The following is a 25,573-nucleotide window of genomic DNA, read 5'->3' on the forward strand; positions in this document are numbered from 1 at the left end:
ATGTGCACCCGGCTCTGAGGCCTCCGCGAGGGCAGCGGCTCCGAGACACAGTCGCCCATTGGCTCACAGGAGAGCTGCGAGGGCAAGCCGCCCGGACGTCAGACCCTCGGGGCTGGATAGTCGGCCCACCCTCCGTCATCTGCAGAGTCGATGTCCGCGCCGGGCCCGATCAGCGTCTTGATGTACTGGTCCAGATACGGCAAGGAGAATTCGACGTATCCACGGCCTGCCATCTGCACGTACCCGCTTCCGATCAGTCTGTTCTTGTACACCTGGATGTACTGATCACTCTGGCCCATTCGCGTTTTGATATCCGCGATGCGGGAGCGCCCTTCGTCGACCGCCATCGCGCGGAGAAATTCCTGGTCAACCTCAGAGAGGTCGTCATAGACACGGCTGATGACGCGGCTCTGAACTGCTTTGATCGCCCGCTCAAGTGAGTACTGCGCGTCAGCGAGCGAAATCGAGTCCGCGGCGGCATTGTGCCTCCACGCATAGTCGCCGACCAGCTGAATCAGATACGGATATCCCTGAGCGATCGTCACGAGGAGGTCCAGCGCCTCCGGCTCGACGCTGCGACCCCCGAACTCAATGGTCCTCTGAAGGACCGAAGCGGTCTGTAGCGCGCTGAGTCGTCTGAAATCGAACTCCTTCGACCGGCGAAGGAACGTCAGATGCTGTTGCCGGAGCAGTTCGTCGAGGTCTACCTTCACCCCGGCGAAGACGACCATGATCTGAGCCCCGTCTGTCAGCGCGTGTTGCACCTGCAGGGCGAATTGGGCGAGTTCGCGGAGTCGTGTCCTTCCGGACGACACCTCGTCGATCGTGATGAGGATCCCCGCGCCATCGAGCGCTTGCGACAGCGCCACGAGCTCCGTGCGCAATTGCGGAACTGCATCCGAGAATCTCGACACGTACTCCCAACTGGCTCCGAACTGCCAGATGCTCAACGAGGTGAGGCGCGCCTTCGTCTCGGGGACTGCGCCGCGACCAACTGTGGGATCGTCGACTTCAGGATGCGATCCATGAGCCCCCTGCTCGCGTCGTCGCTGATCACCATCCAGCCGCGATCCCGTGCAGCGTCCTGCAGCACCGTGAGCATCGCCGTCTTGCCAGCGCCGCGCAATCCGGAGACCAGGACCGAACTGTGCTCACCGAAGTCCATCGTGTCGAAGACGTCGGTGAGCTCTTCGACCTCGGCGTCCCGTCCCCCATACACCGCTGGCTTCTTGCCATACCCTGGGTTGAACGGACTCGGTTGGTTGTCCTGCTTCCTTCGCTCCATCACCCCTCCTCGTCGTTTGGTATTTATTCTTTATAGTTTGTGGGCGTCGCGCAACCTGAGTTCACAGCACGACGGCCCGAGGGCCTTTGCCGCCCGCGAGGTCGCCGCGACGAGGCGTGGAGTTACCCGCCGGCACCTCAACCCGTTCGGCCGGTCGGCCACCGCGCCGCGAGGTGCGCGCTGGGCAAGCGCCCTGGTCGGCGGGCAGAAACGGCCGAGACGGGGACGATCTGACCGCAGCTCTCAATCGGGCTGCCCTACCGCTTCGCGGCGCGCACTGCAAGAGTGGGGACACACGCGGGCCTTGGCGGCGCTGACCGCACACCGACGGCTCGCCGAGCGAGAGGTGGCCAGCATGCGCAATGTCGCGGACGGGATCATCGAGCGGGCCCAGGCCTGGGGAGTGGAACGGATCTTCGGCTACGCCGGCGACGGCGTGGACCCGCTGCTGGGAGCACTGCGGCGCCGGGAGGGCGAGATCGAGCTGATCACCGCCCGGCACGAGGAGATGGCGGCCTTCATGGCCACCGGCCACGCGAAGTACACCGGCGAGGTGGGGGTGTGCCTGGCCACCCAGGGGCCCGGCGGGGTGCATCTGCTGACCGGCCTGTACGACGCGAAGCTCGACGGGAAGCCCGTGGTCGCGATCGTGGGCCATGTGGTCACCACCGCGCTCGGCAGCGGCTACCAGCAGGAGGTCGAGCTGCCCACGCTGCTGAAGGACGTGTGCAGCAGCTACGTGGGCGAGCTGGTCTCCCCGAACAGCTCGACCAGGTGGTGGACGATGCCTTCCGCACCGCGCTCGCCACCTCTAGCCCCACCTGCATCATCGTCCCGCACGACATCCAGCAGGCGGAGCTGCCGGACATCGAGCACGCCCATGGCATCGTGCCCAGCGCCCCGGTCACCGCCGTGCCCCGGGTCCTCGCTCGCGAGGACGATCTGGGACCGCGCCGCGGAGGTGCTGAACGCCGGCCAGCGCATCGCGCTGCTCGTGGGCTAGGGCGCCCAGCACGCCGCCGCCGAGGTCGAGGAGATCGCCGAGCGGCTCGGCGCCGGGGTCACCACCTCCCTGCTCGGCAAGCCGTTCGTGGACGAGTCGCTGCCGTACATGTGCGGGACGATGGGCCACCTCGGCACCCCCGCCTCCGCGGATCTCATGGCCGGCTGCGACACGCTGCTGATCGTGGGCAGCAACGATCCGTGGACCGAGTTCTATCCCGCCCCCGGCCAGGCGCGCGCCGTGCAGATCGATCTCTCCGCCGCGCAGCTGGGCCGCAAGTATCCGATCGAGGTGGGGCTGGCCGGTGACGCCGCCGAGACGCTGCGTGCGCTGCTGCCACTCCTGGAACCGGCCTCGGACCGCACATGGCGCGGCGACGTCGAGGAGATGGTGAGCAGCTGGCGGGAGCTCCGGGCGGAACGCAGCGCCGAGGTGACCACGCCGATGAACCCCCAGAGCGTCATCGCGACCCTCTCACAGCACCTGCCGGAGAAGGCGCAGGTCTCCGTGGACGTCGGTTCCGTCGTCTACTGGTACGCCCGCCACCTCCAGCTGCCGCCCGGGGTGCCCGCGCACCTGTCCAGCACCCTCGCCTCGATGGGCTCTGGGCTCCCCTACGGCTTGGCGGCGAAGTTCGCGGCGCCGGACCGTCCCGTGGTGGCCCTGTGCGGTGACGGGGCGATGCAGATGAACGGGAACTCCGAGCTCATCACCCTCGCCCACCACTGGCGCTCCTGGTCCGATCCCCGCTTCGTGGTGCTGGTGCTGCACAACCGCGACCTGGCCGAGGTGTCCTGGGAGCAGCGGGAGATGGAGGGCGAACCCCGGTTCCCGACTTCACAGGAGGTGCCGTGGTTCCCCTATGCCGAGTACGCGCGCCTGCTCGGCCTCGAAGGCATCCGGATCGAGCACGCCGAGCAGATCGGTGAGGCCTGGCAGGAGACCCCTGTCCGCGGAGCGTCCGGTGCTGATCGGGGCCGTGGTCGATCCCGACACCCCGCTGCTCCCGCCGCGGTCCCCGCAGCAGAAGGTGGACACGATGCTCTCCGCGCTCGATCAGGAGGGCGCCGACGCGACCGCCGCGGCACTGCGACGACACCGAGCACAGGAGGCCGACGCCGGCGCGGAGTAGGCGACCGCCTCTGGGCCGGTGACGCCGATCTGGTCAGCCGTCGAAGTGGGCGTTCGACGGCGCTCCCCGAAGCCGCTCAGGAGGTCGATCGCCAGATCGCGGAGCTTGACGTTTCGATGGTTCGAGGCGGTCTTGAGAATCTCCACGGCCTCCTGATACGTGCAGCGGTTCTGCCCCATGACCACACCTGCGGCCAGGTCGATGGGCGCGCGAGAGGCCAGCACCGCGCGCAGATCCGCTTCGGTCTCCGCGCTGCGATTCGCGCGAACAGCCAGCAGGAGCGCGGTGGAGGCTTCGCCGACCACGAGCTGCACGTGTTCGATCGCCTCGGGCGAGAAATCCCCGGGCCTGGTGGAGTAGATGTTCAAGGCCGCCGAGGCTTCGCCGCGCAGCTCGAAGGGGACGCCGAGGATGGAGCGGATCCCGCGCTCGGCGACGGCCGCGTGGTACGCCGCCCACCGCACGTCGTCGAGCACGTCGCCCACGCGGACAACGGCGTGCTCGCGGGCCGCCGCAGCGCACGGACCATCCGGATAGTCGTCCTGGAGCGCATCGAGTTCGGCTGCTTCGGGGCCCGAGGCCGCCACCGTATCCGGCCGCCGGTCACGCTCGAGAGTGACCGAGCACAGGATGCGTGCTCCATCGACCGAGAGGCGCCGGGCGATCATCGCCGTGAGCCCGTCGAGGAACTCCGCGATGTCCTCGCTGTCCAACAGCATGCTCTGCACCGCTCGGATGCCCTGTGCCTCCGCCTCGTGTACTGCCACCGATCTCCATCCCATAGCGGCCGGACGGTGAGCCGTCGGCCGTCGATGCATCTCCAGCATGCCCACGATACCGGTCCCTGCAAGGGCCCTATGATGCCGGACACCGCCGATGCGGTGCTTGGGGCATGGACGCCATCAACCTGACCCTGGGGCTTCGCACCGATCCCGGCGTGCCGGCCCGGGTCGCCGCACGGATCGCCGAGGATCTGGCCGCGGATCTCTCCCGGACGTCGGGCCAGCCGTGGCAGGTCGATATCAGCGAGGGCGAGCTGCCGCTCGCCCCGGACGGCACCATTCCGTTGCTCGCCAACGCGCCGCAGCTGCTGGAGGAGCACGGGTGGGACTATCTCGTCTATCTCACCGATCTGCCGCGCTATCTCGATCACGACCCGGTGCTCAGCGAGGTCAGCGCCGATGCCCACGCCGCCCTCATCTCGCTGCCCTCCCTGGGCGCTCTACGAGTCTCCGACCGCACGAGGCGCCTGGTGGCGACGCTGATCGACGCCGCCGCGGAATCACGTAGCCCCGATCCCGTCGGCGGCCAGGCCGTGGCCAGCCTGTGGTGAGCACTGTGAGCACGGCCCAAGGTGGCACTGACCGCACGCTCCGCACCCCCGGCGCCGCTCCGGGTCCCCGACGGGGTGCTTGTGCGCGTACCGTCCTTGGTGAGGATATTCCGCCGCCGGACGAGGGAGAACCCGCTATGACCACGATCGACTTCGAGGGCTTCTCGCCCCAGGTGTCCGCGAACGCGTGGGCGGCACCCAACGCCACCCTGATCGGGAAAGTGACGCTGGCAGAGGACTCCAGCGTCTTCTACTCCGCAGTGCTGCGCGGAGACATGGAGGCGATCACCATCGGCGAGCGCAGCAACATCCAGGATGGCTGCGTCGTCCACACCGATCCCGGTCATCCCGTGGTGGTCGGCGCCGGGGTGTCCGTCGGGCACCGGGCCGTGCTGCACGGCTGCATTGTCGAGGATGACGCCCTGATCGGGATGGGCGCGGTGGTGCTCAACGGCGCTGTGGTGGGGGCTGGCAGCCTGGTCGCCGCCGGCGCGGTGGTCACCGAGGGTATGCAGATCCCGCCCGGCTCGCTCGTGGCCGGGGTGCCCGCGAAGGTGCGCAAGCAGCTCGACGAGGACGCGCTCGAAGCGCTGCGACAGAACGCTCGCACCTATGTGGTGCTCGCGGCACAGCACCGGGAAGAAACCCGCGGCTGACCGCCACCGTGGGCATCGGACACCCTCAGGAACCGTTGTCGGCAGAGAATGCCTGCAGCGGCGGCAGACCCCCAGCGCCTCCGCGACCCGGGAGGCCCTTAACCGGCCCGCGTATCCTGCGAAGATGGACCTCACACCTTCTCTCGTCGGCGCGCTGCCGAAGGTTGCCCTGCACGATCACCTCGACGGCGGCCTGCGTGCCGAGACCGTGCTCGAGCTGAGCCGCGAGCTGGGGCTCGCGGTGCCCGGGATCGACGCCGACGCCGACGCCACCCTGGCGGTGCCCGATGCCCCGGCGGCCTCCGAGACCGAGGCCGTCGCCGACTGGTTCCACACCGCCGCCGATTCCGGCTCGCTGCCCGCCTATCTTTCCACCTTCGAACGCACCGTCGCCCTCATGCAGACAGCCCCCACCTGCGCCGCATCGCCCGCGAGTTCGTGGAGGACATGGTCGCCGACGGGGTGGTCTACGCCGAGACCCGCTGGGCCCCGCACCAGCACACGGGGGCCGGGCTCAGCCTCGACCAGGCCGTCCAGGCCGTGCAGGACGGACTCGAGGAGGGCGTCGCCGCAGCGGAGGCGGCCGGGCGACGCATCGTCGTGGGGCAGCTGCTGTGCTACCTGCGCCACCTCGACCCCACCGACGACCTGGTGGAGATCGCTCTGGCCCGCCGTGACACCGGCGTGCTGGGCCTGGACCTCGCCGGCCCCGAGGACGGGTTCCCCGCCTCCCGGTTCCGCACCCAGTTCGAGACGGCGCGCGCCGCAGGGCTGCGGGTGACGATCCACGCTGGGGAGGCCGACGGGCCCGCCTCGATCGCTGACGCCCTGGACTGCGGCGCCGAGCGGATCGGGCACGGCGTGCGCCTGCTCGAGGACGTCACCGGCGATCAGCTGGGCCCCGTCGCGCAGCGCGTGCACCGCGATCAGATCTGCCTCGAGGTATGCCCCAGCTCGAATCTGCAGACCGGTATCGCCGACGACATCACCGCGCACCCGGTCGGCCCGCTGCACCGCCACGGTTTCGCCGTTGCCCTCAGCAGCGACAACCGCCTGATGAGCCGCACCCGCACCTCGCGCGAGATGCTGCTGACGGCGCAGACCTTCAGCTGGACGCTCGCGGACCTCGAGCAGGTGGTGCTCACCGGGCTCGGGAACGGATTCGCCGCGACCCCGCAGCGGCAGGCGCTGCGGGACGAGGTCGTCCTCCCGGCCTTCCGCGCCGTGCGAGGCGCCGACGAGGACGCGTGAGCCTCGGTGTCGTCGAGCTGGGCGAGTCGTGACGGCGCCGCGAAGGGCACCTGAGCCGCTGCCGCGCTGAACGAGTCGTGGGTTCGGTACCTCTGGAGCCCCTCCACCGGCACCGAACCCACGACTCGATATCGCCCGACGCGCGGAACCTACAGGCGTCGGCCCGGCGCTCCTGGCCGTGTGACCAGAACGCTCGCGGTCTCCGGCGCTCCGTCCGTGCGGCGATAGCGCTCGCCCCACGCTGCGGCGAAGCCGTCTGCGTCGGCCGTGGGGACCAGCGCCCAGACGCTGCCGCCGAACCCGGCGCCGAAGGCGGAGGCCGCCCTCGCACCGAGCTGCTCGGCACTGCGCACCAGCTCGATGGTCTGCGGGATCTGGTTGCGCAGATGGGTCTCGGCGAGACGCTGCGAGGCGGCGACCGCAGCGGCGAAGGTGTCGAGGTCTCCGTCCCGCAGGGACGCGTGCGCGCGCGGTACCAGCACGGCGGATTCGATCAGGAACTGGTCCAGCCGGTCCCGCTCCATGCCCTCGGCGGCGAGACGGCGCAGCGGCGTGAGCCGTTCGTCCCCGGCCAGGGGCGAGGCGGCCAGGTCGCCACCTGCGGGAAGCTGTGCTGCGAGGTCCATCTCGGCCCGCAGCGGGGCCTCCAGATCCTCCCCGATCAGGGAGCGCAGGGCCGCCTGGAGCGTCGCGTCGGACCGGCCCGTCTGGCGGTTCCAGCGCTCGACGATGGCGCCGAGCAGGGCGGGGCCGCGGTTGTAGAGCTCCTGGACGTTACCGGTCTTCTCGGCCAACACGCCGCTGACGGCGACCACGAAGGACCACTCCTGCGGCAAGGCCACCCGGTCGATGACGCGCATCGGGTCGAACTCCGCATAGGAGATCTGCCCCTGTTCGCTCGCGAGCATCCCCGTATGGTCCAGGGAGCCGCCGCTGGTGCCCACCCCGGGCCGGCCAGCGAGGTCGCCGAAGCTCTTGCCATTCTCGATCGAGGCGGCATAGCCGGCGAGGCTCATCCGTTCCGGCAGCTGCGCAGTCCACGCCTCGGTGGAGCTCAGCCCGGCCAGATCCGCGAGCGCCATCGCGGCGCCGGTGATCATCGCCGAAGAGCTCGACATCCCGGAGGCGGGCGGGAGGTCCGAAGCTACGGCGAGCCGTGCGGCGGGCAGCGGGCCGAAGTTCTTCGTGAGCCTCGCGAGAACCGTGTGGACGTACCGGCCCCAGTGCCCGGGCGGGAGGTCCGGCACCGTGTCCGCCTCGAGGTGGAGCGTTCCGGGGTAGGCGTCGCTCGCGGCTTCGAGGGTGCCGGGCGGGCCCGTCACCGCCTCCGCCCGGACGGTGATCCCGCGGTCCACCGCGCAGACCAGCACCCGTCCCCCGCCGTAGTCGGTGTGCTTGCCGAGCACCTCGATCCGCCCGGGCATCTCCCAGGTGACCGGGGTGGGCGTCACAGGGTGACCTCGGTACCGCTCAGTCGGCGCTCCACCTCATCGATGTCATCGCGGCGCGAGAGATCCAGGACCCCGCCCGCGAAGGGGATGACCTGCACCTTCTCCAGCTCTCGCACGGCGTCGACGATCTCGAGCTCCCCGCGCGGGGACGGCTCGATCCGGTCGCAGGCCTCGAAGATCTCCGACGTGAAGGCGAAGGCGTTCATGCTCACCAGCGCGTCCTCGCCGGCGGCGGCGAGCGTGGCGGCGTCGGGCTTCTCCACGATCCGGTCGAGCAGGTCGCCGCTGCGCTCGATGAGCGCGAAGGCGGCGATGCGGTCGGCGGGGATGTTGCCGCCGCTGACCAGGGCGCCGCGCTCGAAGCCGAGCAGCGCGTTGCCCTGGGCCTGCAGCAGGCGGGCGATCCCCTCGCCGGGGTAGAGGTTGTCGCCGTTGACCATGATGAACGGCTCCCCGGCCACGGCCTCGCGGGCGGAGGCGACGGCGTCGGCGGTGCCGCGCGGCTCCTCCTGCACGGCCAGCAGCACCTCGAGGCGCGAGGGGGCGACCTCGGCCAGGTGGCGGGTGAACTCCTCGTGCTCGGGCGCGACCACGAGCACGGCCCGGCGGATGCCGGCGTCGGCCAGGGCGCTGAGCGAATAGTCGATCAGGCGGTGCTCGCCGATCGGCATGAGCGCCTTGTGGCCGGAGGCCGCAGCAGCGGCCTGCTCCGCGCTGAGGCCGTCGCCGCCGGCGGCGCGCATACGGCTGCCCAGGCCCCTCGCGAGGAGGACGGCGGTGGTGATCACGGGGTGGAGGTCATCATGCTCCCAGATCGTAATGGTCGGCGATGGTGCGGGAGAGCGCCTGGGCATCCTCCGCGCTCTCCGCCTCGGAGAACACGCGGATCACCGGCTCGGTGCCGGAGAAGCGGATCGTCAGCCAGGAATCGTCGGCGAAATAGATCTTGCAGCCATCCTCCCAGGAGATCCGGTCGATCTCGCGGTCGAAGGCGGGCAGCTCGTGCTCGTCGAAGATCCGCTTCGCCAGCTCCTCGCGGCGCTCGGGGGTGTACCCGTAGGCCGCCTCCTCCATCACGAGCGCCCCGTGCCGCTCCACCAGCTCCGCATACAGCTGCGAGACTTCTTGCCGGAGCGGGCGACCATCTCCACAAGCAGCCCGGCGGCTTGGATCCCGTCCTTGCCCGGGATGTGGCCGCGCACCGTGAGACCCCGGAGGACTCCCCGCCGATCACCGCATCGGTCTCGGCCATCTTGGCGCTGATCCACTTGAAGCCGACGGGCACCTCATGGCAGACCTCCCCGTGCGCGGCCGCGACCCGGTCCAGCAGATGCGTGGTGGAGAAGTTGCGGACCACCGGCCCGCGCCAGCCCTTCCCGGTGAGCAGGTACTCGTACAGCAGCACCAGCACCTGATTGGGGCTGAGGTAGTTCCCCTGGTCATCGATGATGCCGAGGCGGTCCGCGTCGCCGTCGGTCGCGATCCCCAGATCCGCGCCGTGCTCGATCACCGCCTGGCGCAGCGGGGAGAGGCTCCCTTCCGCTGGGGACGGCATCCGCCCGCCGAACAGCGGATCGTGGCGGGCGTTGATCACCTCGACCTGGCAGCGGGCGCTGACCAGGATGGTCTGCAGGCTGGTCTGGGCCACGCCGAACATCGGATCCAGCACGATGTTCAGGTGCGCGTGGCGGATCGCCTCGAGATCCAGCTGGGAGATGATCGCATCGAGGTACCGGTTGATCGAGGACTGCTCGGTGACCAGCTCGCTGTCACGCACCTCGTGCGGGGCCAGGGAGCGGACGTCGGCCGGGGCGAGGGTCGCCACGTGGGCCGAGAGCTCATCGGTGACCCCGAGATCGGCATCCCGCCCGCCCTCGGTGAAGATCTTCAGCCCGTTGTACAGGGCCGGGTTGTGGGAGGCGGTGACGGCGATGCCGTACGCGGCGCCCGTCTGCTTCACCGTCCACATGCACATGGGGGTGGGCACCGGACGGGTGATCACGCGCACCGGTATGCCGTTGCCGGCCAGCACCTCGATCGCCCACCAGGCGGCGACGTCGGAGAGGAAGCGCCGGTCGTAGCTGATCACCAGGCCGCGCTCGACCGCGCCCTCGGTGTGCATGCGGTCCGCCAGACTCTGCGCGAGGAGCCGGACGTTCTCGCGGGTGAACTCGTCCCCGATGATGGCCCTCCAGCCACCGGTGCCGAACTGGATCATCGTCGCTCCTTCGCCGTGGGGTGGGACGGGCGAGCGTTCGGCGCCGACCCCTGACCCCTATACGTTCAGGTTCAGAACAAACTAGACGGCACGGAGGCGGGTGTCAAGGCCCGCACTCGTCACTCGCGCACCGGCGTGAGCTGGCCGTCGACCATCTCCAGGACCCTGTCGCAGCAGGGAAGGATCTCATGGTCGTGGGTCACCATGACCCCCGCGATGCTCTTCTCGTGGCACTGCTCGGCGAGCAGCTTCACGATGTCCTGGCTCCGTTGACGGTCCAGAGCTGCGGTCGGCTCGTCCACGAGCAGGACTCCTGGCGCGTTGACCAGGGCACGAGCGATCCCAACGCGCTGGCGTTCACCGCCGGAGAGCTGACCCGGGCGGCTGTCGGCCCGGTGCCCCATGCCGACGGATTCCAGGAACGGCGATGGATCGAACGTGCGGGTCCTGCCACGTCGGTGGGCGAGGCGGTATGCCAGGCGCAGCTGGTCGGCGGAGGTCAGGGCAGGGATGAGATTGCCTGACTGGAAGACGAATCCGAGGTGCTCTCGACGGAATCGCGCCAGCGCGCCCTGCCCTCCGTCGCTGCGCACTGCGGCGAGGTCCCGCCCCAGCACCCGGACATCTCCCGCGGTGGGGGAGGCGAGTGCCCCGGCAACGGCCAGCAGGGAAGACTTGCCGGCGCCGGAGGGGCCGATGATCGCGACCAGCTCGCCGGCGTTCACCTCGAGGTTGACCTGGTCGAGCGCGCGGACGGTTCCCTCGCCATCGCCGAGCTCCAGGGTGACGTCTTGCAGGTGCAGGCCCTGATGGCGTGTTTCGGCAGCGGTGTCGAGCGTGGTGCTCGCGGTGGTGGTGTTCGTCATCGTGTGCCTCCCAAGGCGGAGATCGGTTCGATACGGGTCACGCGCAGGACCGCGATGGCGGCACCCACGAGACCCAGGGAGATGGTGATGGTGGAGGCCAGCGCGATGGGCCCGGCCTCGAGCGAGAAGGGCATTCCGGCGGGCATCAACGCTCCAAGGCCCACGCCGATCGCTGCGCCCAGTGCGGTGAAGGTGACGAGCAGGATCGCGGCCTGGGCGAGCCCGTCACGAAGCAGGTATCGGGCCGAGGCGCCCATGGCGCGCAGGACTGCGAGCTCGTGGCCGCGCTGGATGGTCCAGACAGTGAAGAACGCGCCGACGACGAGCGCCCCGATCGCGTAGAGGAACCACTGGATCATGCTCAGCGTGAGGGTCTCGGCCTGATAGCCCGGAGAAGCGTTGAAGGACTGCTCGAGTGTCATAGACGTCGTCCCGGCGGCACTGTCGCCGGCTGCCAGGGCATCAGCGTCTCCCTTGGCGAGCGGGGAGCCGTCGACTGCTTCGATAGCAACCACGGAGGCGTACTCGAAGTCGAGTGCCGCGAGCTGCTCCGCGGTCGGCGCGGCACCGTCAGGGGCCTCGCCCGCGGCGATCAGCTGCCAGGTGCCCAGGGGCAGGTAGGCGACGTCGACGTGTCCGAAGGTGGCCTGCCCGTCGGTGAAGCCGATGACTTCGAGCTCGGTGCCCACCTGGTCCAGGGTGATGACAGAGCCGAGCTCCAGGCCCTCGCCGCGCAAGGTCTCGGAGACGATGATCCCGCCGGGTGCGCCGAGCGCGCTACCGGCGGACAGCTCGGGCGCGAGGAAGGAGTCCGGTTCGATACCGAACAGTGTCAGGTCGACCTGGAGGCCTTGATCGGTCTCCGCATTCATGATGGATGCGCCCATCGGAGAGGCGGTGGCGACATCGGGCTGCTCCTTCCAGGCCGCGATCTGCTCGTCGTCGACGATCGATCGGGAGAAGGCGTTGTCCGCTTTCGTGCCTTCATCGAAAGCGAACGAGGTGACGGGCATCGACTTCAGGCCGGAGACTCCGTCGTTGACCAGGCCGGCGGAGAGTCCGGAGAGCAGGACCATGAGGACAGCGATCAGGGCGATGACGACGCCCATGAGGCTGAAGCGTCCACGGGCGAAAGCCAGTTCGCGCAGTGCGAGGAACATTGGGAGTCCTTCGGGGTCGGTGTTACGGGCGACGCCGATGGCAGGCCGGGCTCAAACGCATCGCGCCCCGCCCTTTTGTCGACACCACGTCGAGATGATGTCGACAGTGTGTCACGATCTCCGATGTGGGCGCACCGCGAAGGCATGAGTGCTCGATCACTGCCGCGCGGCGAGCGGCGCCTGCCCGGCAGGCGCCCGTCTTACTGCCCTCGGCCACCGAGCTCGCGCACCAGCGGTCCGAGCATGGTCGCGAGGAGGTTTCGCACCTGGTCCAGATCGAGGCCGGTCTCGAGCTGCAGGGTGGCGGCGTGAACTACGGCGTTGACCAATTCTGCGGTCGCCTCGGGGGACTCCACGCCGAGCTCGGTGAGGGTCTGGATCAGGGGCTCCTGGAGGTCGCGATGCATGCGCACGGCCTGCTGATCGATCGCTTCGCTCGGCTCCAGGGCAGCCAGGGCCGTGCCCACCGCATGGGCGCCCTCGGCGACGAGTTCGACGTTCGCCACGGCGTAGGCCAGCACGCTGTCGGCAACCGTCGGCGCCGCCGCCACCGCGCCGGTCACTCGCTCAACCCAGCGAGGATAGATGTCGCGGACCATTGCCTGCAGCAGCTCTTGCTTCGAGCCGAAGTACTGGTACGTACTGGTGCGCGCAAGTCCCGCCCGCTCAGCGACTGCTGACAGGCTCGGCGCCTCGCCGGTCTCCAGGAGGAGGTCGTGGGCAGCATCGAGCAGCGAGCGTTCGCGCGCTGCGCGGTGCTCTGCGACGGTCGGCTGACTGATACGAGGCATGAGCCGACCATACGTCGAGATGGTCCCGACATCGTGTCGGGATCTTGTAGGGTTCGGGCATGGATCTTTTACAGTCGCTCATTCTTCTGACGCATTTCGTCGGCGCGGCGGCGCTGATCGGTGGCTGGCTGGCAACTTTCCGCGCTCCCACCGTGCTCCGTTTGCAGCTCATCGGTGCGTGGCTGCAGCTGATCTCCGGAGTGCTGCTCGTCGGCCTTCTGGAGATGGGAGATGGCGGACCGGTCAATCATCTGAAGATCGCCGTCAAGCTCCTCGTCGTGATCGCCGTGGTGGTCGTCGCATTCATCGGCCGACGGAAGGTCAAGCGGGACGAGGATGTTCCTGTCGGCCTGGCTCATGCCGTGGGCGGGCTGGCCCTGCTCAACATGGGAATTGCGGTCCTGTGGTGATCGGTGACCTGCAGCGGACCGCCGAACACTACGCCTGACACACCGGGAGACCGTCAATGGTTGATCAATCGCTGGCCGAGGTATCGAATCTGGCCATCGTCGTCGCGATCGTGCTTTACGTCCTCGCGCTGGTCGGCTTCGCGGGAGATCTGGCCTCGAGCACGCAGCGACGCAGCGACGCGCGCCTGCGCAGCGAGCACATCGAGGCACCTGCAGCGAAGCATCCTGTGGTGGTATCCGCGGGTGGCGCGCCCGCAGAGGGCATCCCTTCACGGACGCCGGGTGGATCAGCGCTCACCATTACTGCGCCGTCCCGTGATGCGCCTCGCTCGATGTCCTCGCAGAAGTTCGCGTTCTTCATCGCGGGCGCCGGGACGCTCGTGCATGTTGCTGGTGTGGGGTTGCGCGCCGCCGCGACCCAGCGAGTGCCGTGGGCGAACATGTACGAGTTCGCCATCACCAGCGCCGCCCTCGTGATGCTGCTTTTCCTCATCTTCTCCATCACTCGGCGTGAGCTGCGTCTGCTCGGCACGTTCGTCGTCGGCGCGATACTCCTGCTGATGTTCCTGGCCCAGACCTTTTGGCTCGTCCCTGCAGCCGCGCTCACACCGAGCCTGCAGAACTCCCACTGGTTGGTCATCCATATCGGAGTCGCCATCCTGGCCACCGCACTGTCGATCTTGGGCGCGCTGGTCGCCTCTCTTCAGCTCATCCAGGCCCGAGACGAGAAGAGCCGTGCCGATCGCAGCGCCTCCGGGGCCGAGCATATCGAGCACCGGGGCCGGACCGGGGTCATCCTCGACCGTCTCCCCGAATCTGGAGTGCTTGAGACTCTCAGTTTCCGCGTGCACTCTGTGGCGTTCGTATGCTGGACCTTCACCCTGATCTGCGGTTCCATCTGGGCGCGCGAGGCCTGGGGGCGGTTCTGGGGATGGGACCCGAAGGAGGTGTGGACCTTCGTCATCTGGGTGCTCTACGCCGCGTATCTCCACGCCCGCGCCACCGGCGGGTTCCGCGGGAACCGAGCAGCCGCGCTCGCCCTGGCCGGTTTCGTCGCAGTGGTCTTCAACTACACGATCGTCAACACCGTCATCAACGGACTGCACTCGTACTCAGGGCTATAGGCGACGCGACCGTCACCCCGGGCCCACGCCCGAGGGGAAGTGGGCTCACGGCGCGGGACGCGTCCACGGTACGAAACCGGGGTTCAACCGCGCAGCACCGGGGCGAGGAGAGGGTCATCGAGCACGCGGTCCAGCGCCACCGCGGCACCACCGGCCGCGGCGGCCTCGAGCCCCAGCGAGGAGGCGCTGACCTCGACCCGCCCGTCGGGGGCGAGCAAGCGCTCATCGAGCGCGGCCTGCACCGGTGCCACCAACAGGTCCGCGAAGTGGCCGAAGTAGCCGCCGAGCACGATGGCCTGCGGGTTCAGCACGTCCACGAGCACGCCCGCGCCGCGCACGAGGTCACCCGCTAGGCGCGTGAAGCGCTCCTGCAGCGGGGCATGCCCGGCCTCGAGCAGCGCGCGGATCAGCGCGAGCCGCTCGAGCATCGGCAGGCGGCCGGAGCGAGCGGGGTCGTCCTCATCGAGCGCGTCGAGGACGGTGTCGAAGCCGACCATCGTCTCCCAGCAGCCGCGGCGCCCGCAGCGGCACCACTCCCCCGCCGGGTCCAGGCCGATGTGCCCCACCTCGCCGGAGAACCCGGACCAGCCGCGGATCAACCGGCCCTCGGCGATGATTCCCGCGCCCACGCCCATGTCACCGGTGAGATAGACCAGATCCGTGATGCCTCGCCGGGCCAGGCGAGGCGCCTCCGCGAGCGCCGAGAGCTTCGCGTCGTTCTCGAGGGTGAGCATCGGATGACCCTCGCCGAGACGGCGACCCAGTTCCTCCCCGAGGGGCACATCGGCCCAGCCGAGGTTCGAGGCGAAGCGTACGCGCGCCTCGTCGTAGTCGATCGGGCCCGGCGGGGCGATGGTGGCTGCCGCGACCCAGAGACCCTGCGCGGCGGCGGCCGTCAGCGCTCGCTGCAGCTGCTCGGCGGCGAGGTCGAGGATCGGGGCGAGCGGGTAGAAGCGCCCGTCGGAGGCGGCGGGGTCGAGGGCGTAGGGCATCGGGACCGAGTCGGTGAAGCGCACCTGACCTGCCAGATCACGCATGCACACGGCGAGATAGTCGACGTTCAGCTCGAGCCCTATCCCGGCTACGTGCTGCGGGGCGAGGCGCACCTCGGTGCCGGGTCGGCCCACCGCACCCCGCCGCTCGACGCTGCCCTCCTGCACCAGCCCGCGCTCCACCAGATCGCTGACCAGAGACGTCACCGACGCCTTCGAGAGGCCGGTCTCCTGGGCAAGCGTGGCGCGTGAGCGGCCGCCGTGAGCATGCAGGTGGCGCAGCAGCAGGCTCAGGTTCGCCGAGCGCATCGCGGCGTGGCCCACCGGGGCTGTGCGGCGGCTGCCCTGCCCTGTCTCGGACGGTGACGTCATGGAGACCATCGTAGGCCGCGTCAGGGGCGTGCCCGACCGGCGTCCCGAGCCACCGCCCCGCCGCGAGCCCGGTGCGAGCCCGGTGCCTCAGCCCCGCAGCACGCTCTGGAGGATCTCGAGGTAGCGCCCGGCGAGCACGTCATCGTCCGCATGCTCGGCGACCCATGCCCTGCCGCTCGCCCGTACCGCTGCACGGGAGCGGTCAGCGGCCATGCCGCGCCACAGCTCGACCAGCGCGTCGACGTCCTCGGGCGGGAGCACATCGCCGGCGTCGGCCTCGCGCACCACGTCGGCCGCCTCGCCATCCAGCAGCGCGGTGATGTGGCGACCGGTCGCGAGCATCTCGTACAGCTTCGAGGGGACGGTCCACGCGAACGGTGCCCAGTCCCGCAGGGACACGATCACCGTGTCCGCCCAGGCGTACTGCTTGCCCACCTCGCGGTGCGGGATGCGCGGGATCACCTCCACCGGAGCGTCCAGCTCATAGGCCAACGCCGCCAGCTCGACGGCCTCGACGCCGTGGCCCACCATTCGCACCTGCACATCCACACCCTCACGGCGCAGCGCCGCGGCCGCGCGGACCACTGTGTCCAGCCCCTGGGAGCGGCCCATGTTGCCCAGATACAGGCAGCGCAGCTCCGGATGGTCGCCAGGCAGATGATCCCGCCGCGGTGGGACCAGGGACAGATCGGTGCCGTTGCGCACCACATGCACCGTGCTCACGCCCCGCTCGCGCAGCACGTCCGCGAACCGGCCGGTGGTGGTGACGACGGCTCGAGCGCCGCTCTGCCAGCTGGTCACCTTCTGATGCACCTCGCCCTTGGCCAGCGCGATGCTCCACGACACGACCCGGCGCAGCGCACCGCGCTGCACAGCATCTGCGGCCTCCGGGCTGAGGGCGCCGACGGGGCCGACGTGCGTGACCAGATCCGGCCACGCATCTCGCATCTCCACCACCAACGGCACGTCCCACAGCAGCGACAGGGTGCGCCCCAGCAGCAGCGTGGGGATCGCCGGGGCAGTGGCCACGATGACGTCGGGCCGGGTGCCCGGGCGGGAGAAGCGGCGGCGGAGCCTGCGCAACGAATCCGCCGCCGCGATGACGTGGTCCGCGGTGCGGCTGCCGATGTCCGCACGATGCGGGAGGTAAGCGGTGCGCAGGACGGTCTCCCCGTGCGGGCCCGTCTCGACCCCGCCCACCCGGTGGGTGCGGCGCTGGGTGGGCGTGGGGCGCCCTGCCGGATAGTGCGGCACCGGCGCGGCGACCGTGACCCGGTGCCCAGCGGCGATGAAGCGCTGGATGAGGGCCGACCAGCGCCGCTGCGGGGCGCCGAACTCCGGTGCGTAGTAGTGGGTGAGGAGCAGCAGTCTCATGCGTGGGGGGACTCTTCGGGACGGGAGGCGGTGTGCGTGGCGGGCGCCGGGGAGCCGGGGGCGGGAGCAGGGGAGGTCTCGTCCGTCGGGGCGGCCGACTGCGGGGCTGCCAGCTGCGGTGCGAGGCCGACGGCTTCTGCGGCGTCCTGCAGGACCTGCGGATCGGCGTGCAGCGTGTCCGGTGGTGCGATCCCCGCTCTGGCGGTCGCGGTGTCGATGAGGAGCGTGATCGTCGTCGGCACCTCCTGCTCGAGCTCGTCGGCGTCCTGCTCCTGATCTTGCTCCCGCTCCTGCGCCTTTTGCTGCTCCTTGCCTGCTCCTGCTCCTGTTGCTCAGCGTTCTGGCCGAGAGCGTGGGCGTCCTCGGGGAGGGCGGAGATCGCGGCAGCCGGGATCAGCACGCTGCGGGCGCTGAGCTGACGCGGCATGACGGTGATCGCGGCGAGCTCACCGCCGGCATCCTGCTGGTAGATGTCCCGCACCCGGCCCACGGTCTTCCCATCGCTGCCCAGCACGGTCATCCCTGCCAGGCCCTGCAGGCGCAGGCGCCTCTCGGCTCCGGCCCGCGGCTCCTCACCGTCGGCCGCCGGGCGCTCCTCGGGACGACCGCCCGGCACCAGCGCCGCCGCACCCTCGGCCGTCGCGGCGATGCCTTCGCGCACGGCGCGCTCACTCCCGGGGCAGGTTCCGGACCACCGGGCAGACCAGAGGAGGAGCCCTCAGGCGGCACGCCGGGGCTCATCGGTCACTTCCACAGGGGATCACAACCTCGGAGTCTACCGACCCAGGAATCACGGGGTGCGACGAAGTCAGTCGGTCACGCAGTACCGCACGAACTCCTGCACATCCTCGATGGGATCGGCCTCGGAACGGTTCTGCAGCTCGCGCACCGTGTGCTCCCGCACCGCGAGGCTCAGCAGCAGCGAGAACAGCGTGCGCGCCAGCATCTGCGGATCCGCGCCCTCGACCAGGCGGCCGTGCGCCGCCAGGCCCTCCAGCACCTTCTCCAGCACGTGCTCGTGCACCAGGCGCAGGCGCGCGATGCGGAAACGTCCCGGATGGTCCGGGTTGACGATCTCGGCCGAGAGCGTTGCCAGCAGCGCCATCGAATGCTGCCGCGGATCCCAGGGCCCGGCCAGGGCCGCCACCAGCGACTGCGGCGAGGTCTGCAGCGACTCGACCGAGTCCAGCAGGCCCTGTGCATGCGCCTCCAGGCGGTCGACCACCGCACCGAGCAGCGCGTCCTTCGAGGAGAAGTGATGCAGCATCCCCGGATGCGAGATGCCGACCCGGCGGGAGATGTCCCGCAGGCTCGCACCGTGGTACCCGCGCTCGGCGAACAGGGCGGAGGCGCTGTCGAGGATGTCCTCGCGCCGCGACGAGGCCGGTGCCGGAGCATCTTCCGCAGGCGGAGCGGTCTCTCCGGCGGGGCTCGCCTGGCCGGGAGCCACGGGCCCCGTCTCGGGCGGGGCACCGATCACCGCACCCAGATCATCACCGCCACCCAGCTCGGTCGCGGAGATCGAATCGAGCGTGCGCAGGGCGCGGGCCAGCGGATCCATGCTCAGATTCACGGATCCGCCCCCGCAGCCTCGTCACCGGCACGGTCGGAGAACATGGTCGAGAGGGGCGACGGCCCGGCCCCCGCTCCCGGAGGGCCACTGGCAGCAGCGAGGGTCATCGTCGCTCCTTCTTCATGTCAACGCGCAGCGATCAGCTCCGCGATCTGGATGGCGTTCAGGGCAGCGCCCTTGCGGAGATTATCCGCCACCACGAACAGGACGAGGCCCTTTCCGTCGGGCACAGACTGATCCTGGCGGATCCGGCCCACGAACGTGCCATCCCGGCCCGCTGCCTCGAGCGGGTTCGGCAGCTCGACCACGTTCACGCCCGGCGCCGCGGTGAGCAGCTCGCGTGCACGCTCCGCGGGCAGCGGCCGGTCGAACTCGACATGGATCGCCAGCGCGTGACCGCTCATCACCGGCACCCGCACGCAGGTGCCCGCGACCGGCAGGTCCGGCAGGTCCAGGATCTTCCGGGTCTCGTTGCGGAGCTTCTGCTCCTCGTCGGTCTCGCCGGAGCCGTCGTCGACCAGGCTCCCGGCCAGGGCCACCACGTTGAACGCGATGGGCTTGGCGTAGATGCTCGGCTCGCCGAGGTCCACGGAGGAGCCGTCGATCGCGAGCTTCTCCACGTCGTCGACGCCCTTGCGCACCTGACCAGCGAGCTCAGCCACGCCGTCGACGCCGGAGCCGGAGACGGCCTGGTAGGTGGCGACCTTCAGCCGTGCCAGCCCCGCCTCGTCGTGGAGGACCTTCAGGCTGGGCATCGCGGCCATCGTGGTGCAGTTCGGGTTCGCGATGATCCCGCGCGGCGGGTTCGTCAGCGCCTCCGGATTCACCTCGGAGACCACCAGCGGCACCTCGTCATCCCGACGGTAGGCCGAGGAGTTGTCCACGACCGTCGCCCCCGCCTCGGCGTAGCGCGGCGCGAGGGCCTTGGAGGTGGAACCGCCGGCGGAGAAGATCGCGATATCGAGCTTCTGCCCCTCGGAGGTGATGTCCGCGGTCTCGGCGTTCTCGATCGTCAGCTCATGGCCCGCGTACTGGACCGTCTTGCCCGTGCTGCGCGCCGAGGCGAACACCCGGATCGCGGAGTGCTTGACCGCCCGGTCAGCGAGCAGGGCCAGCATCACACGGCCCACCTGGCCGGTTGCACCGACCACGCCGATCACCGGCCCGTCGGCCGCATAGCCCGGGGTGAGAGAGAAATCGAGAGTGCTGTTGCTGCTGTTCATCGTCCGGTCCCTCCGTAGACCACGGCCTCGGTCTGCTCGGCGTCGAGGCCGAACGCCGTATGGATCACGCGCACCGCGTCGTCGAGCCGAGCCTGCTCGGTGACGACGGAGATGCGGATCTCCGAGGTGGAGATCATGTCGATGTTGATACCGGCCTCGCCGAGCGAGCGGAACAGCAGCGCCGAGACGCCCGGGTGCGAACGCATCCCGGCGCCGACGATGCTGACCTTGCCGATCTGGTCGTTGTAGCGCACCTCGGTGTAGCCGATCGCCTCATGCGCCGCCTCGATCGCCTTCAGCGCTGCGGGGGCATCCGCCTCCGGCAGCGTCAGCGAGATCGCGACCGTGTCATCCACGGTCGACGAGTTCTGCACGATCATGTCGATGTTCGCGCCGGAGCTGGCGACCACGTCGAACAGCAGGGCCGCACGGCCCGGAACGTCCGGCACCTCGACGACGGTGATCTTGCCTTCGCTGCTGTCGTGGGCGACGCCCGAGATGAGCGGTGCCTCGAGGCCCGGTGCTGCGATGTCGTCCATGGGGAGCTCCTTGGTCGGGTCGGCGGCATCGCGTCGGGCGACATCCGCGGTACGGAGGGTGACGTCGGGGTCGATGGGGATCTCACGCTCGGGATCGTCGGCGACGATCGTGCCCAGCCGCCCCGAGTACGAGGAGCGCACATGCAGCGGCACCTCATAGCGGCGCGCGTACTCGACGCTGCGCGCCATCAGGATCTTCGAGCCGTTGGCCGCCATCTCCAGCATCTCCTCGCTCGAGATCAGCGGCACCCGGCGGGCCGACGGCGCGATCCGCGGATCGGCGCTGAACACACCGTCCACATCCGAGTAGATCTCGCAGACGTCCGCCTTCAGCGCCGCGGCGAGCGCCACTGCGGTGACGTCCGAGCCACCACGACCCAGCGTGGTGATCTCCTTCGAGTCATGCGAGACGCCCTGGAAGCCTGCGACGATCGCGACCGCGCCGTCATCCACGGCCTCCTGGATGCGGGCAGGGGTGACGTTGCGGATCTGCGCCTTGCCGTGATCGCTGTCCGTGATCAGGCCGGCCTGCGAGCCGGTGTAGGCGCGAGCGGTCACACCCACCTCGTTCAACGCCATCGACAGCACCGCCATCGAGATGCGCTCGCCCGCCGTGATCAGCATGTCCATCTCGCGCGGCGGCGGGTTCGGGGTCACCTGCTCGGCGAGGTCGATCAGCTCATCGGTGGTGTCTCCCATCGCGGAGACCACGACGACCACCTTGTGGCCAGCCTTCGCGTAGAGGGAGATGCGCTTGGCGACGCGCTTGATCGAGTCGGCGTCAGCGACGGAGGATCCTCCGAATTTCTGGACGACCAGGCTCATGGGGCGGGTTCCTTCGCGTTCGGCGGCAATCGGGCAATGCGGGCGGGCTGCGGGGCGGCAGACCGTGCGGGACCGCTGGGGAGCGAGCCCTGTCGCGGGCCTGCCGGGGAGCAGGTCCTGGGGCCGTGGCCGGGGCCGCGTGAAGGCGGCCGCCGCTCGCCTGCGCCGGTGGGCGAAGCTCTCGCCCGCCCGGCACGACTCGGCACCGGAAGCCCGGCGACCGGGCACGAGCCCAGCGTCAAGTCTACGAAAAGGTCCCCAGAAAGCCCACGACCTCGGCATTTGAGATGGAGGCCCTGGTAGCGGGGTCTTGTCGACGTGTCCCAGGCAACATCCGCCCGGGCGTGGCGGGGCGAGGCGGGGCCCTCCGGCACAGCTTCCTGGTGCCGGCCCCGCTGAAGTTCGCGGCACCGTCGGCTGCGCTCGGGACGCCGACGGCGGGGTGAGCGGTGTGGCGACCGGCTGCGGGGCGAGCGGTGTGGCGACCGGTTGCGGGGCAAGCGGTGTGGCGACCGGTTGCGGGGCAAGCGGCGGCAGGGCAAGCGTGCCGATGCGCCACTCAGCCAGTCGTCGGTTCAGTACCGCTGCCCTGCACGAGTCGTGGGATCTGTACGCCCCAGCCCTCCCAAGGGGTACCAAACCCACGACTCGTCCCTCGGCAGTGGACCGAACTCACGGCTCGATGCCGGACGGGCGGACGGACGGACGGACGGACGGACCAGAGGGGGCTCTCCTGGAAGACGGCACCCGAACCGACAGGAGCCCTCCGATCCGCGGCACAGCACTCCCTGCGCCGCGGCAGTGATCCGATCCCAGCGCCGCGGCACTCACGGACCGCTTGTGGAGGAACGGTCGAGCAGGCCGTGACCAGGCCAGTGTGGAGAGAACCCTGCGGAATTCGCTCACCGGGCCACCCTGTTCGCATGCCACGACGCCCACTGCTGCCTGAGAGCCTCGCCTCCGGCGCGTTCACCCTTGCCGAGGCCCGAGCGGCGGGCATCGACCGGAGGCAGCTCTCCGATCCGAAGTTCATCCGTCTCTCCCGCGGCGTCTACGTCGCCCGGAATTCGGGGGTCGACGAAGCGGACGTCGTGAGGGCCTACCAGCGCGCCACACCGGCGGCCGTCGTCTGCAGAACAACGGCGGCCAGGATCCATGGATTGCCGTTCCCTGTGAATACCCCTGACTGGCGCCTCGAAGACTCCCGCTTCCGGATCCATCTCTCGTACCGGGCCACGCACCGCAAGGATTCCGGGCAGCTCCGCTGGAGCCAGCTCGACCTCTCACCGGAAGAGATTGTCACTGACAGCGGCCTTCGCATCACCTCGCGCCAGCGCACCCTTCTCGACCTCTCCGGCAACCTCCGCTCCTTCAGCCTCGCGGACCTGGTGGTCATCGGAGACCACCTGGTGCGGACCCCCAGGCCGAAGTACGAGGGACGCACGGAGCCCTACGCGAGCATCGAACAGCTGAGAAGTATGGCCGAGCGGCACCGAGGTCGCGGGGCAGTCCGCCTCCGCGAGGCTCTTGATCTGGTGGTCGTGGGCAGTGACTCGCCCGCGGAGACCAGACTGCGCCTGGCGATCCTCCGGGCAGGACTGCCCACCCCTCAGGCCAATGTCGAGATCTTCGAGGGCGCCTCTCACCTCGGGCAACCCGATCTCTCCTGGCCGGACTGGCGGGTCTGCGTCGAGCACGAAGGGCCGCACCATCGGACACCGCAACAGCAGGAACGTGACATCGACCGAGGCGAGCGCCGCCGGGACCATGGCTGGATCGAAGTGCAGACCACCGCACGGGACCTGCGCCATGGCTGCGCCAGAGCAATCGGGCGGATCGAGGAGAAACTGCGCCAGCACGGGTGGCGCGGCACGCGGGTGCAGCTCTCATGAACAGCCTGACCGCACCGCCCACGCCATGCCCGCCCCTCCCCGGAAGCGCTGAACCGCAGCTGGCACCGGATCGAGTCGTGAGCCAGATACGTCTTTGCGGGGCTCAACTGCACAGTCCCCACGACTCGGCAGCGAAGAAGGTGCGTGACGGGGGCAGCCGGTGCGGGGCGGGGGCAGCCGGGGTGCGGGGGCAGCCGGTGCGGGGGCAGCCGGGGTGCGAGGGCAGGTGCACAGGGTCAGCAGCGGCGTGACGGGGGCAGCCGCGGCGTGACGGGGGCAGCAGCGGTGCGCGGGGCCAGCAGCGATACGTCGGGGCCCGGGCCGAGTCCAGGGACACGTGCACATTTCGGCACCTCACATGCACCGTTCCCACGACTCACCGACGTCGGAGAGTGAAGGCAGGCGCCAACCCTCAGGCCCCGGCGACGAGCTCCCGCAGCAGAGCTCGCGCGCCGTCGGAGCGGAGAACCCCGAGCGCGTGGAGATACGGGGTGGTGAACGCGTCGTGCTGGACGAGGTCGCCGAACAGCTCCTCATCGCGGAGGAAGGCGAGCGGGTCCTCGTCGTGACGTGCGGCGGCGGCCATGACCCGGTCGCGGAGGCGGTCCACCACCGGCCACTCCTCGCCGTTCTCTCCCGTGCCCTCGGCGTACCGCGCCCAGGAGGCGACGATCGCGGCGGAGGCGGTGACGGCCCGGCCGGCGCCGAGGTTCTCCTGGATCACGGGGACCAGCCAGGTGGGGATGCGATCGGAGGATTCGGCGGCGAGGCGGGCGAGGGTGTCCTTGACCTCGCGGTTCGCGAAGCGCGCCATCAGCTCGTCCTTGTAGGCGTCCACGTCGATGCCCGGCACCTCGGGAACGGCGGGCGTGCCCTCGCCGTCCATGTAGAGGGTGCGGGTGAACGGGGCGAGGTGCTCGTCGACCGCGGCCTCGTCGGCGTAGGTCTGCCCGAGCAGCAGGCCGAAGTAGGCGATGGCCTGGTGGGAGCAGTTCAGCAGGCGCAGCTTCATCAGCTCGTAGGGCTCGACGTCCTCGACCATCTGCACTCCCACCTCCTCATAGGCGGGGCGGCCCGAGGGGAAGTCGTCCTCGAGGACCCACTGCACGAAGTCCTCGCTGACCACGGGCCAGGCATCGTCGATGCCGTAGTCGCTGGCGACCATCCGAATGTCCTCGGGGGCCGTGACGGGGTGATCCGGTCGACCATGCAGTTGGGGAACGCGACCTCGGAGTCGATCCAGTCGGCGATCGGGGCGTCCGCGTGCAGGCCCTCCTCGTCCCGTCGGCTCGCGTAGGCGAGGAGCATGCGCTTGGCGAGGTCGCCGTTGCCGCGCACGTTGTCGCAGGACATGACGGTGAACGGGGCGGTGCCGGCGTCGCGGCGTCGGCGCAGCGCCTCGACCACGTATCCGAACATCGTCTGCGGATGCCCGGAGCGGTGCGGGGTGTTCGCACCGCCGGCGTTCTCTCCCGCGCTGCCCGCCGCGACGGCGCCCTCGAGGTCGAAGCGGGTGCAGAGGTCCGCGGCGACAGCCTCGGTCTCGTACTGGAAGCGGCCGGTGGAGGGGTTGTAGTTGTAGCCGCCCTCGGTGACGGTCAGCGAGACGATCCGCACCGCCGGATCGGTCATCTGGGCGAGCACGGCCGCGGGATCGTCAGGGGCGAAGAGATACTTCCCGATCGCGCCGATGACGCGGGGATCGTGCGTCCCGTCGGGCGCCTTCGTGACGAGCGTGTACAGGCCGTCCTGCGAGGTGAGGGCGTCGCGCATGCGGGAGTCGCCCGGCAGCAGGCCCACCCCGCAGATCGCCCAGTCGCGGTCGCGGCCAGCGTTCATCAGGCGGTCGAGGTACATGGCCTGATGCGCGCGGTGGAAGCCGCCGACGCCGAAGTGGACGATGCCGATCTTCCGCTCCTCGAGCGGATAGCCGGGCACGGCGACCTGGCCGGTTGCGGCGATCTCGGTCAGGGAGGCGGACGTCAGCGCAGTCATGGCTCATCCTTCATCGACGAGTGAGGTGGAAGCCGACGATACACACTTCGACGCCAGCTGAGCAGGGGCTCCGCTCACCTGATCGGGGTGGCCTAGGGGGTGCGCCAG

The 25,573-nt window shown here is 69.9% G+C and carries 22 protein-coding genes and 5 pseudogenes; 9 read left to right on the forward strand and 18 right to left on the reverse strand.

What is annotated here, in order from left to right:
• Positions 1-98: 98 nt before the first annotated feature.
• Positions 99-869: a hypothetical protein gene (locus H3H54_RS16620; protein WP_262424728.1), complete on the reverse strand. Its 771-nt coding sequence runs from the start codon at positions 867-869 to the stop codon at positions 99-101.
• Positions 870-946: 77 nt separating this feature from the next.
• On the reverse strand, positions 947-1,285 hold the full coding sequence (locus H3H54_RS16625) for an ATP-binding protein (protein WP_262424729.1): 339 nt from the start codon (positions 1,283-1,285) through the stop codon (positions 947-949).
• A gap of 355 nt (positions 1,286-1,640) precedes the next feature.
• On the opposite strand from H3H54_RS16625, the gene H3H54_RS16630 reads away from it, so the two are divergent.
• Complete coding sequence (locus H3H54_RS16630) at positions 1,641-2,288, forward strand: thiamine pyrophosphate-binding protein (protein WP_262424730.1); 648 nt, start codon at positions 1,641-1,643, stop codon at positions 2,286-2,288.
• 33 nt (positions 2,289-2,321) lie between these two features.
• Positions 2,322-3,170 (forward strand): annotated as a pseudogene (locus tag H3H54_RS16635) (thiamine pyrophosphate-dependent enzyme); the annotation flags it as partial.
• 174 nt (positions 3,171-3,344) lie between these two features.
• Here the strand turns inward: H3H54_RS16635 and H3H54_RS16640 are convergent.
• Positions 3,345-4,247: a GAF and ANTAR domain-containing protein gene (locus H3H54_RS16640; RefSeq protein WP_316249234.1), complete on the reverse strand. Its 903-nt coding sequence runs from the start codon at positions 4,245-4,247 to the stop codon at positions 3,345-3,347.
• Between the two features lie 65 nt (positions 4,248-4,312).
• Here H3H54_RS16640 and H3H54_RS16645 point away from each other — a divergent pair, with 65 nt between their 5' ends.
• The 4 genes and pseudogenes from H3H54_RS16645 to H3H54_RS16655 all read left to right on the forward strand — a co-directional run bounded on the left by H3H54_RS16645 (position 4,313) and on the right by H3H54_RS16655 (position 6,660).
• Positions 4,313-4,753, forward strand: a complete 441-nt coding sequence (locus H3H54_RS16645; protein WP_262424731.1) for a hypothetical protein — start codon at positions 4,313-4,315, stop codon at positions 4,751-4,753.
• A 137-nt stretch (positions 4,754-4,890) separates the two neighbouring features.
• A complete protein-coding gene (locus H3H54_RS16650) occupies positions 4,891-5,409 on the forward strand; it encodes a gamma carbonic anhydrase family protein (RefSeq protein WP_262424732.1) in 519 nt (172 codons plus the stop codon).
• Between the two features lie 124 nt (positions 5,410-5,533).
• Positions 5,534-5,758: pseudogene (locus H3H54_RS19230) on the forward strand (adenosine deaminase); the annotation flags it as partial.
• A gap of 98 nt (positions 5,759-5,856) precedes the next feature.
• On the forward strand, positions 5,857-6,660 hold the full coding sequence (locus H3H54_RS16655; RefSeq protein WP_316249070.1) for an adenosine deaminase family protein: 804 nt from the start codon (positions 5,857-5,859) through the stop codon (positions 6,658-6,660).
• 149 nt (positions 6,661-6,809) lie between these two features.
• On the opposite strand, the gene H3H54_RS16660 is transcribed toward H3H54_RS16655, so the two are convergent.
• From H3H54_RS16660 to H3H54_RS16690, 7 genes and pseudogenes are all read right to left on the reverse strand, one after another.
• Positions 6,810-8,111 (reverse strand): galactokinase family protein, encoded by a 1,302-nt coding sequence (locus tag H3H54_RS16660; RefSeq protein WP_262424733.1) that lies wholly within the window; start codon positions 8,109-8,111, stop codon positions 6,810-6,812.
• On the reverse strand, positions 8,108-8,899 hold the full coding sequence (locus tag H3H54_RS16665; RefSeq protein ID WP_262424734.1) for a sugar phosphate nucleotidyltransferase: 792 nt from the start codon (positions 8,897-8,899) through the stop codon (positions 8,108-8,110). The genes H3H54_RS16660 and H3H54_RS16665 overlap by 4 nt, the downstream gene beginning before the upstream one ends.
• A 13-nt stretch (positions 8,900-8,912) precedes the next feature.
• Positions 8,913-9,185: a hypothetical protein gene (locus H3H54_RS16670; protein WP_262426521.1), complete on the reverse strand. Its 273-nt coding sequence runs from the start codon at positions 9,183-9,185 to the stop codon at positions 8,913-8,915.
• Positions 9,186-9,381: 196 nt separating this feature from the next.
• Positions 9,382-10,329, reverse strand: a pseudogene (locus H3H54_RS16675) (phosphoglucomutase/phosphomannomutase family protein); the annotation flags it as partial.
• A gap of 119 nt (positions 10,330-10,448) precedes the next feature.
• Positions 10,449-11,195 (reverse strand): ABC transporter ATP-binding protein, encoded by a 747-nt coding sequence (locus tag H3H54_RS16680; RefSeq protein ID WP_262424735.1) that lies wholly within the window; start codon positions 11,193-11,195, stop codon positions 10,449-10,451.
• Positions 11,192-12,355, reverse strand: a complete 1,164-nt coding sequence (locus H3H54_RS16685) for an ABC transporter permease (protein WP_262424736.1) — start codon at positions 12,353-12,355, stop codon at positions 11,192-11,194. The genes H3H54_RS16680 and H3H54_RS16685 overlap by 4 nt, the downstream gene beginning before the upstream one ends.
• Positions 12,356-12,555: 200 nt before the next feature.
• Positions 12,556-13,146 carry a TetR/AcrR family transcriptional regulator gene (locus tag H3H54_RS16690; RefSeq protein WP_262424737.1) on the reverse strand — a complete coding sequence of 197 codons (591 nt, stop codon included), beginning with the start codon at positions 13,144-13,146 and terminating at the stop codon, positions 12,556-12,558.
• Positions 13,147-13,205: 59 nt separating this feature from the next.
• On the opposite strand from H3H54_RS16690, the gene H3H54_RS16695 reads away from it, so the two are divergent.
• Together H3H54_RS16695 and ccsB are read left to right on the forward strand one after the other, a co-directional pair.
• The gene (locus H3H54_RS16695; RefSeq protein WP_262424738.1) at positions 13,206-13,556 is read left to right on the forward strand and encodes a hypothetical protein; all 351 of its coding nucleotides are present in this window, start codon (positions 13,206-13,208) and stop codon (positions 13,554-13,556) included.
• Positions 13,557-13,612: 56 nt separating this feature from the next.
• Positions 13,613-14,680: a c-type cytochrome biogenesis protein CcsB gene (gene ccsB, locus H3H54_RS16700; protein WP_262424739.1), complete on the forward strand. Its 1,068-nt coding sequence runs from the start codon at positions 13,613-13,615 to the stop codon at positions 14,678-14,680.
• An 83-nt stretch (positions 14,681-14,763) separates the two neighbouring features.
• Here ccsB and H3H54_RS16705 read toward each other — a convergent pair whose 3' ends face one another.
• The 7 genes and pseudogenes from H3H54_RS16705 to H3H54_RS16730 all read right to left on the reverse strand — a co-directional run bounded on the left by H3H54_RS16705 (position 14,764) and on the right by H3H54_RS16730 (position 21,578).
• Entirely contained in the window at positions 14,764-16,044 is a 1,281-nt protein-coding gene (locus H3H54_RS16705; protein ID WP_262424740.1) for an ROK family transcriptional regulator, read from the reverse strand.
• Between the two features lie 87 nt (positions 16,045-16,131).
• Complete coding sequence (locus tag H3H54_RS16710) at positions 16,132-17,418, reverse strand: glycosyltransferase family 4 protein (protein ID WP_262424741.1); 1,287 nt, start codon at positions 17,416-17,418, stop codon at positions 16,132-16,134.
• A complete protein-coding gene (locus tag H3H54_RS16715; RefSeq protein WP_262424742.1) occupies positions 17,415-17,660 on the reverse strand; it encodes a hypothetical protein in 246 nt (81 codons plus the stop codon). The genes H3H54_RS16710 and H3H54_RS16715 overlap by 4 nt, the downstream gene beginning before the upstream one ends.
• 152 nt (positions 17,661-17,812) lie before the next feature.
• Positions 17,813-17,938, reverse strand: a pseudogene (locus H3H54_RS19790) (PRC-barrel domain-containing protein); the annotation flags it as partial.
• A gap of 288 nt (positions 17,939-18,226) precedes the next feature.
• A complete protein-coding gene (locus tag H3H54_RS16720; RefSeq protein WP_262424743.1) occupies positions 18,227-18,979 on the reverse strand; it encodes a TetR/AcrR family transcriptional regulator in 753 nt (250 codons plus the stop codon).
• Positions 18,980-19,116: 137 nt separating this feature from the next.
• Positions 19,117-20,214 (reverse strand): aspartate-semialdehyde dehydrogenase, encoded by a 1,098-nt coding sequence (locus H3H54_RS16725; protein WP_262424744.1) that lies wholly within the window; start codon positions 20,212-20,214, stop codon positions 19,117-19,119.
• Entirely contained in the window at positions 20,211-21,578 is a 1,368-nt protein-coding gene (locus H3H54_RS16730; RefSeq protein ID WP_262424745.1) for an aspartate kinase, read from the reverse strand. The genes H3H54_RS16725 and H3H54_RS16730 overlap by 4 nt, the downstream gene beginning before the upstream one ends.
• A gap of 923 nt (positions 21,579-22,501) precedes the next feature.
• On the opposite strand from H3H54_RS16730, the gene H3H54_RS16735 reads away from it, so the two are divergent.
• Entirely contained in the window at positions 22,502-23,470 is a 969-nt protein-coding gene (locus H3H54_RS16735; RefSeq protein WP_262424746.1) for a hypothetical protein, read from the forward strand.
• A gap of 412 nt (positions 23,471-23,882) precedes the next feature.
• On the opposite strand, the pseudogene H3H54_RS16740 reads toward H3H54_RS16735, so the two are convergent.
• Positions 23,883-25,465: pseudogene (locus H3H54_RS16740) on the reverse strand (mannitol dehydrogenase family protein).
• Between the last annotated feature and the right edge of the window lie 108 nt (positions 25,466-25,573).

The organism is Brachybacterium sp. Z12 (assembly GCF_014400405.1).
Taxonomy (GTDB): domain Bacteria; phylum Actinomycetota; class Actinomycetes; order Actinomycetales; family Dermabacteraceae; genus Brachybacterium.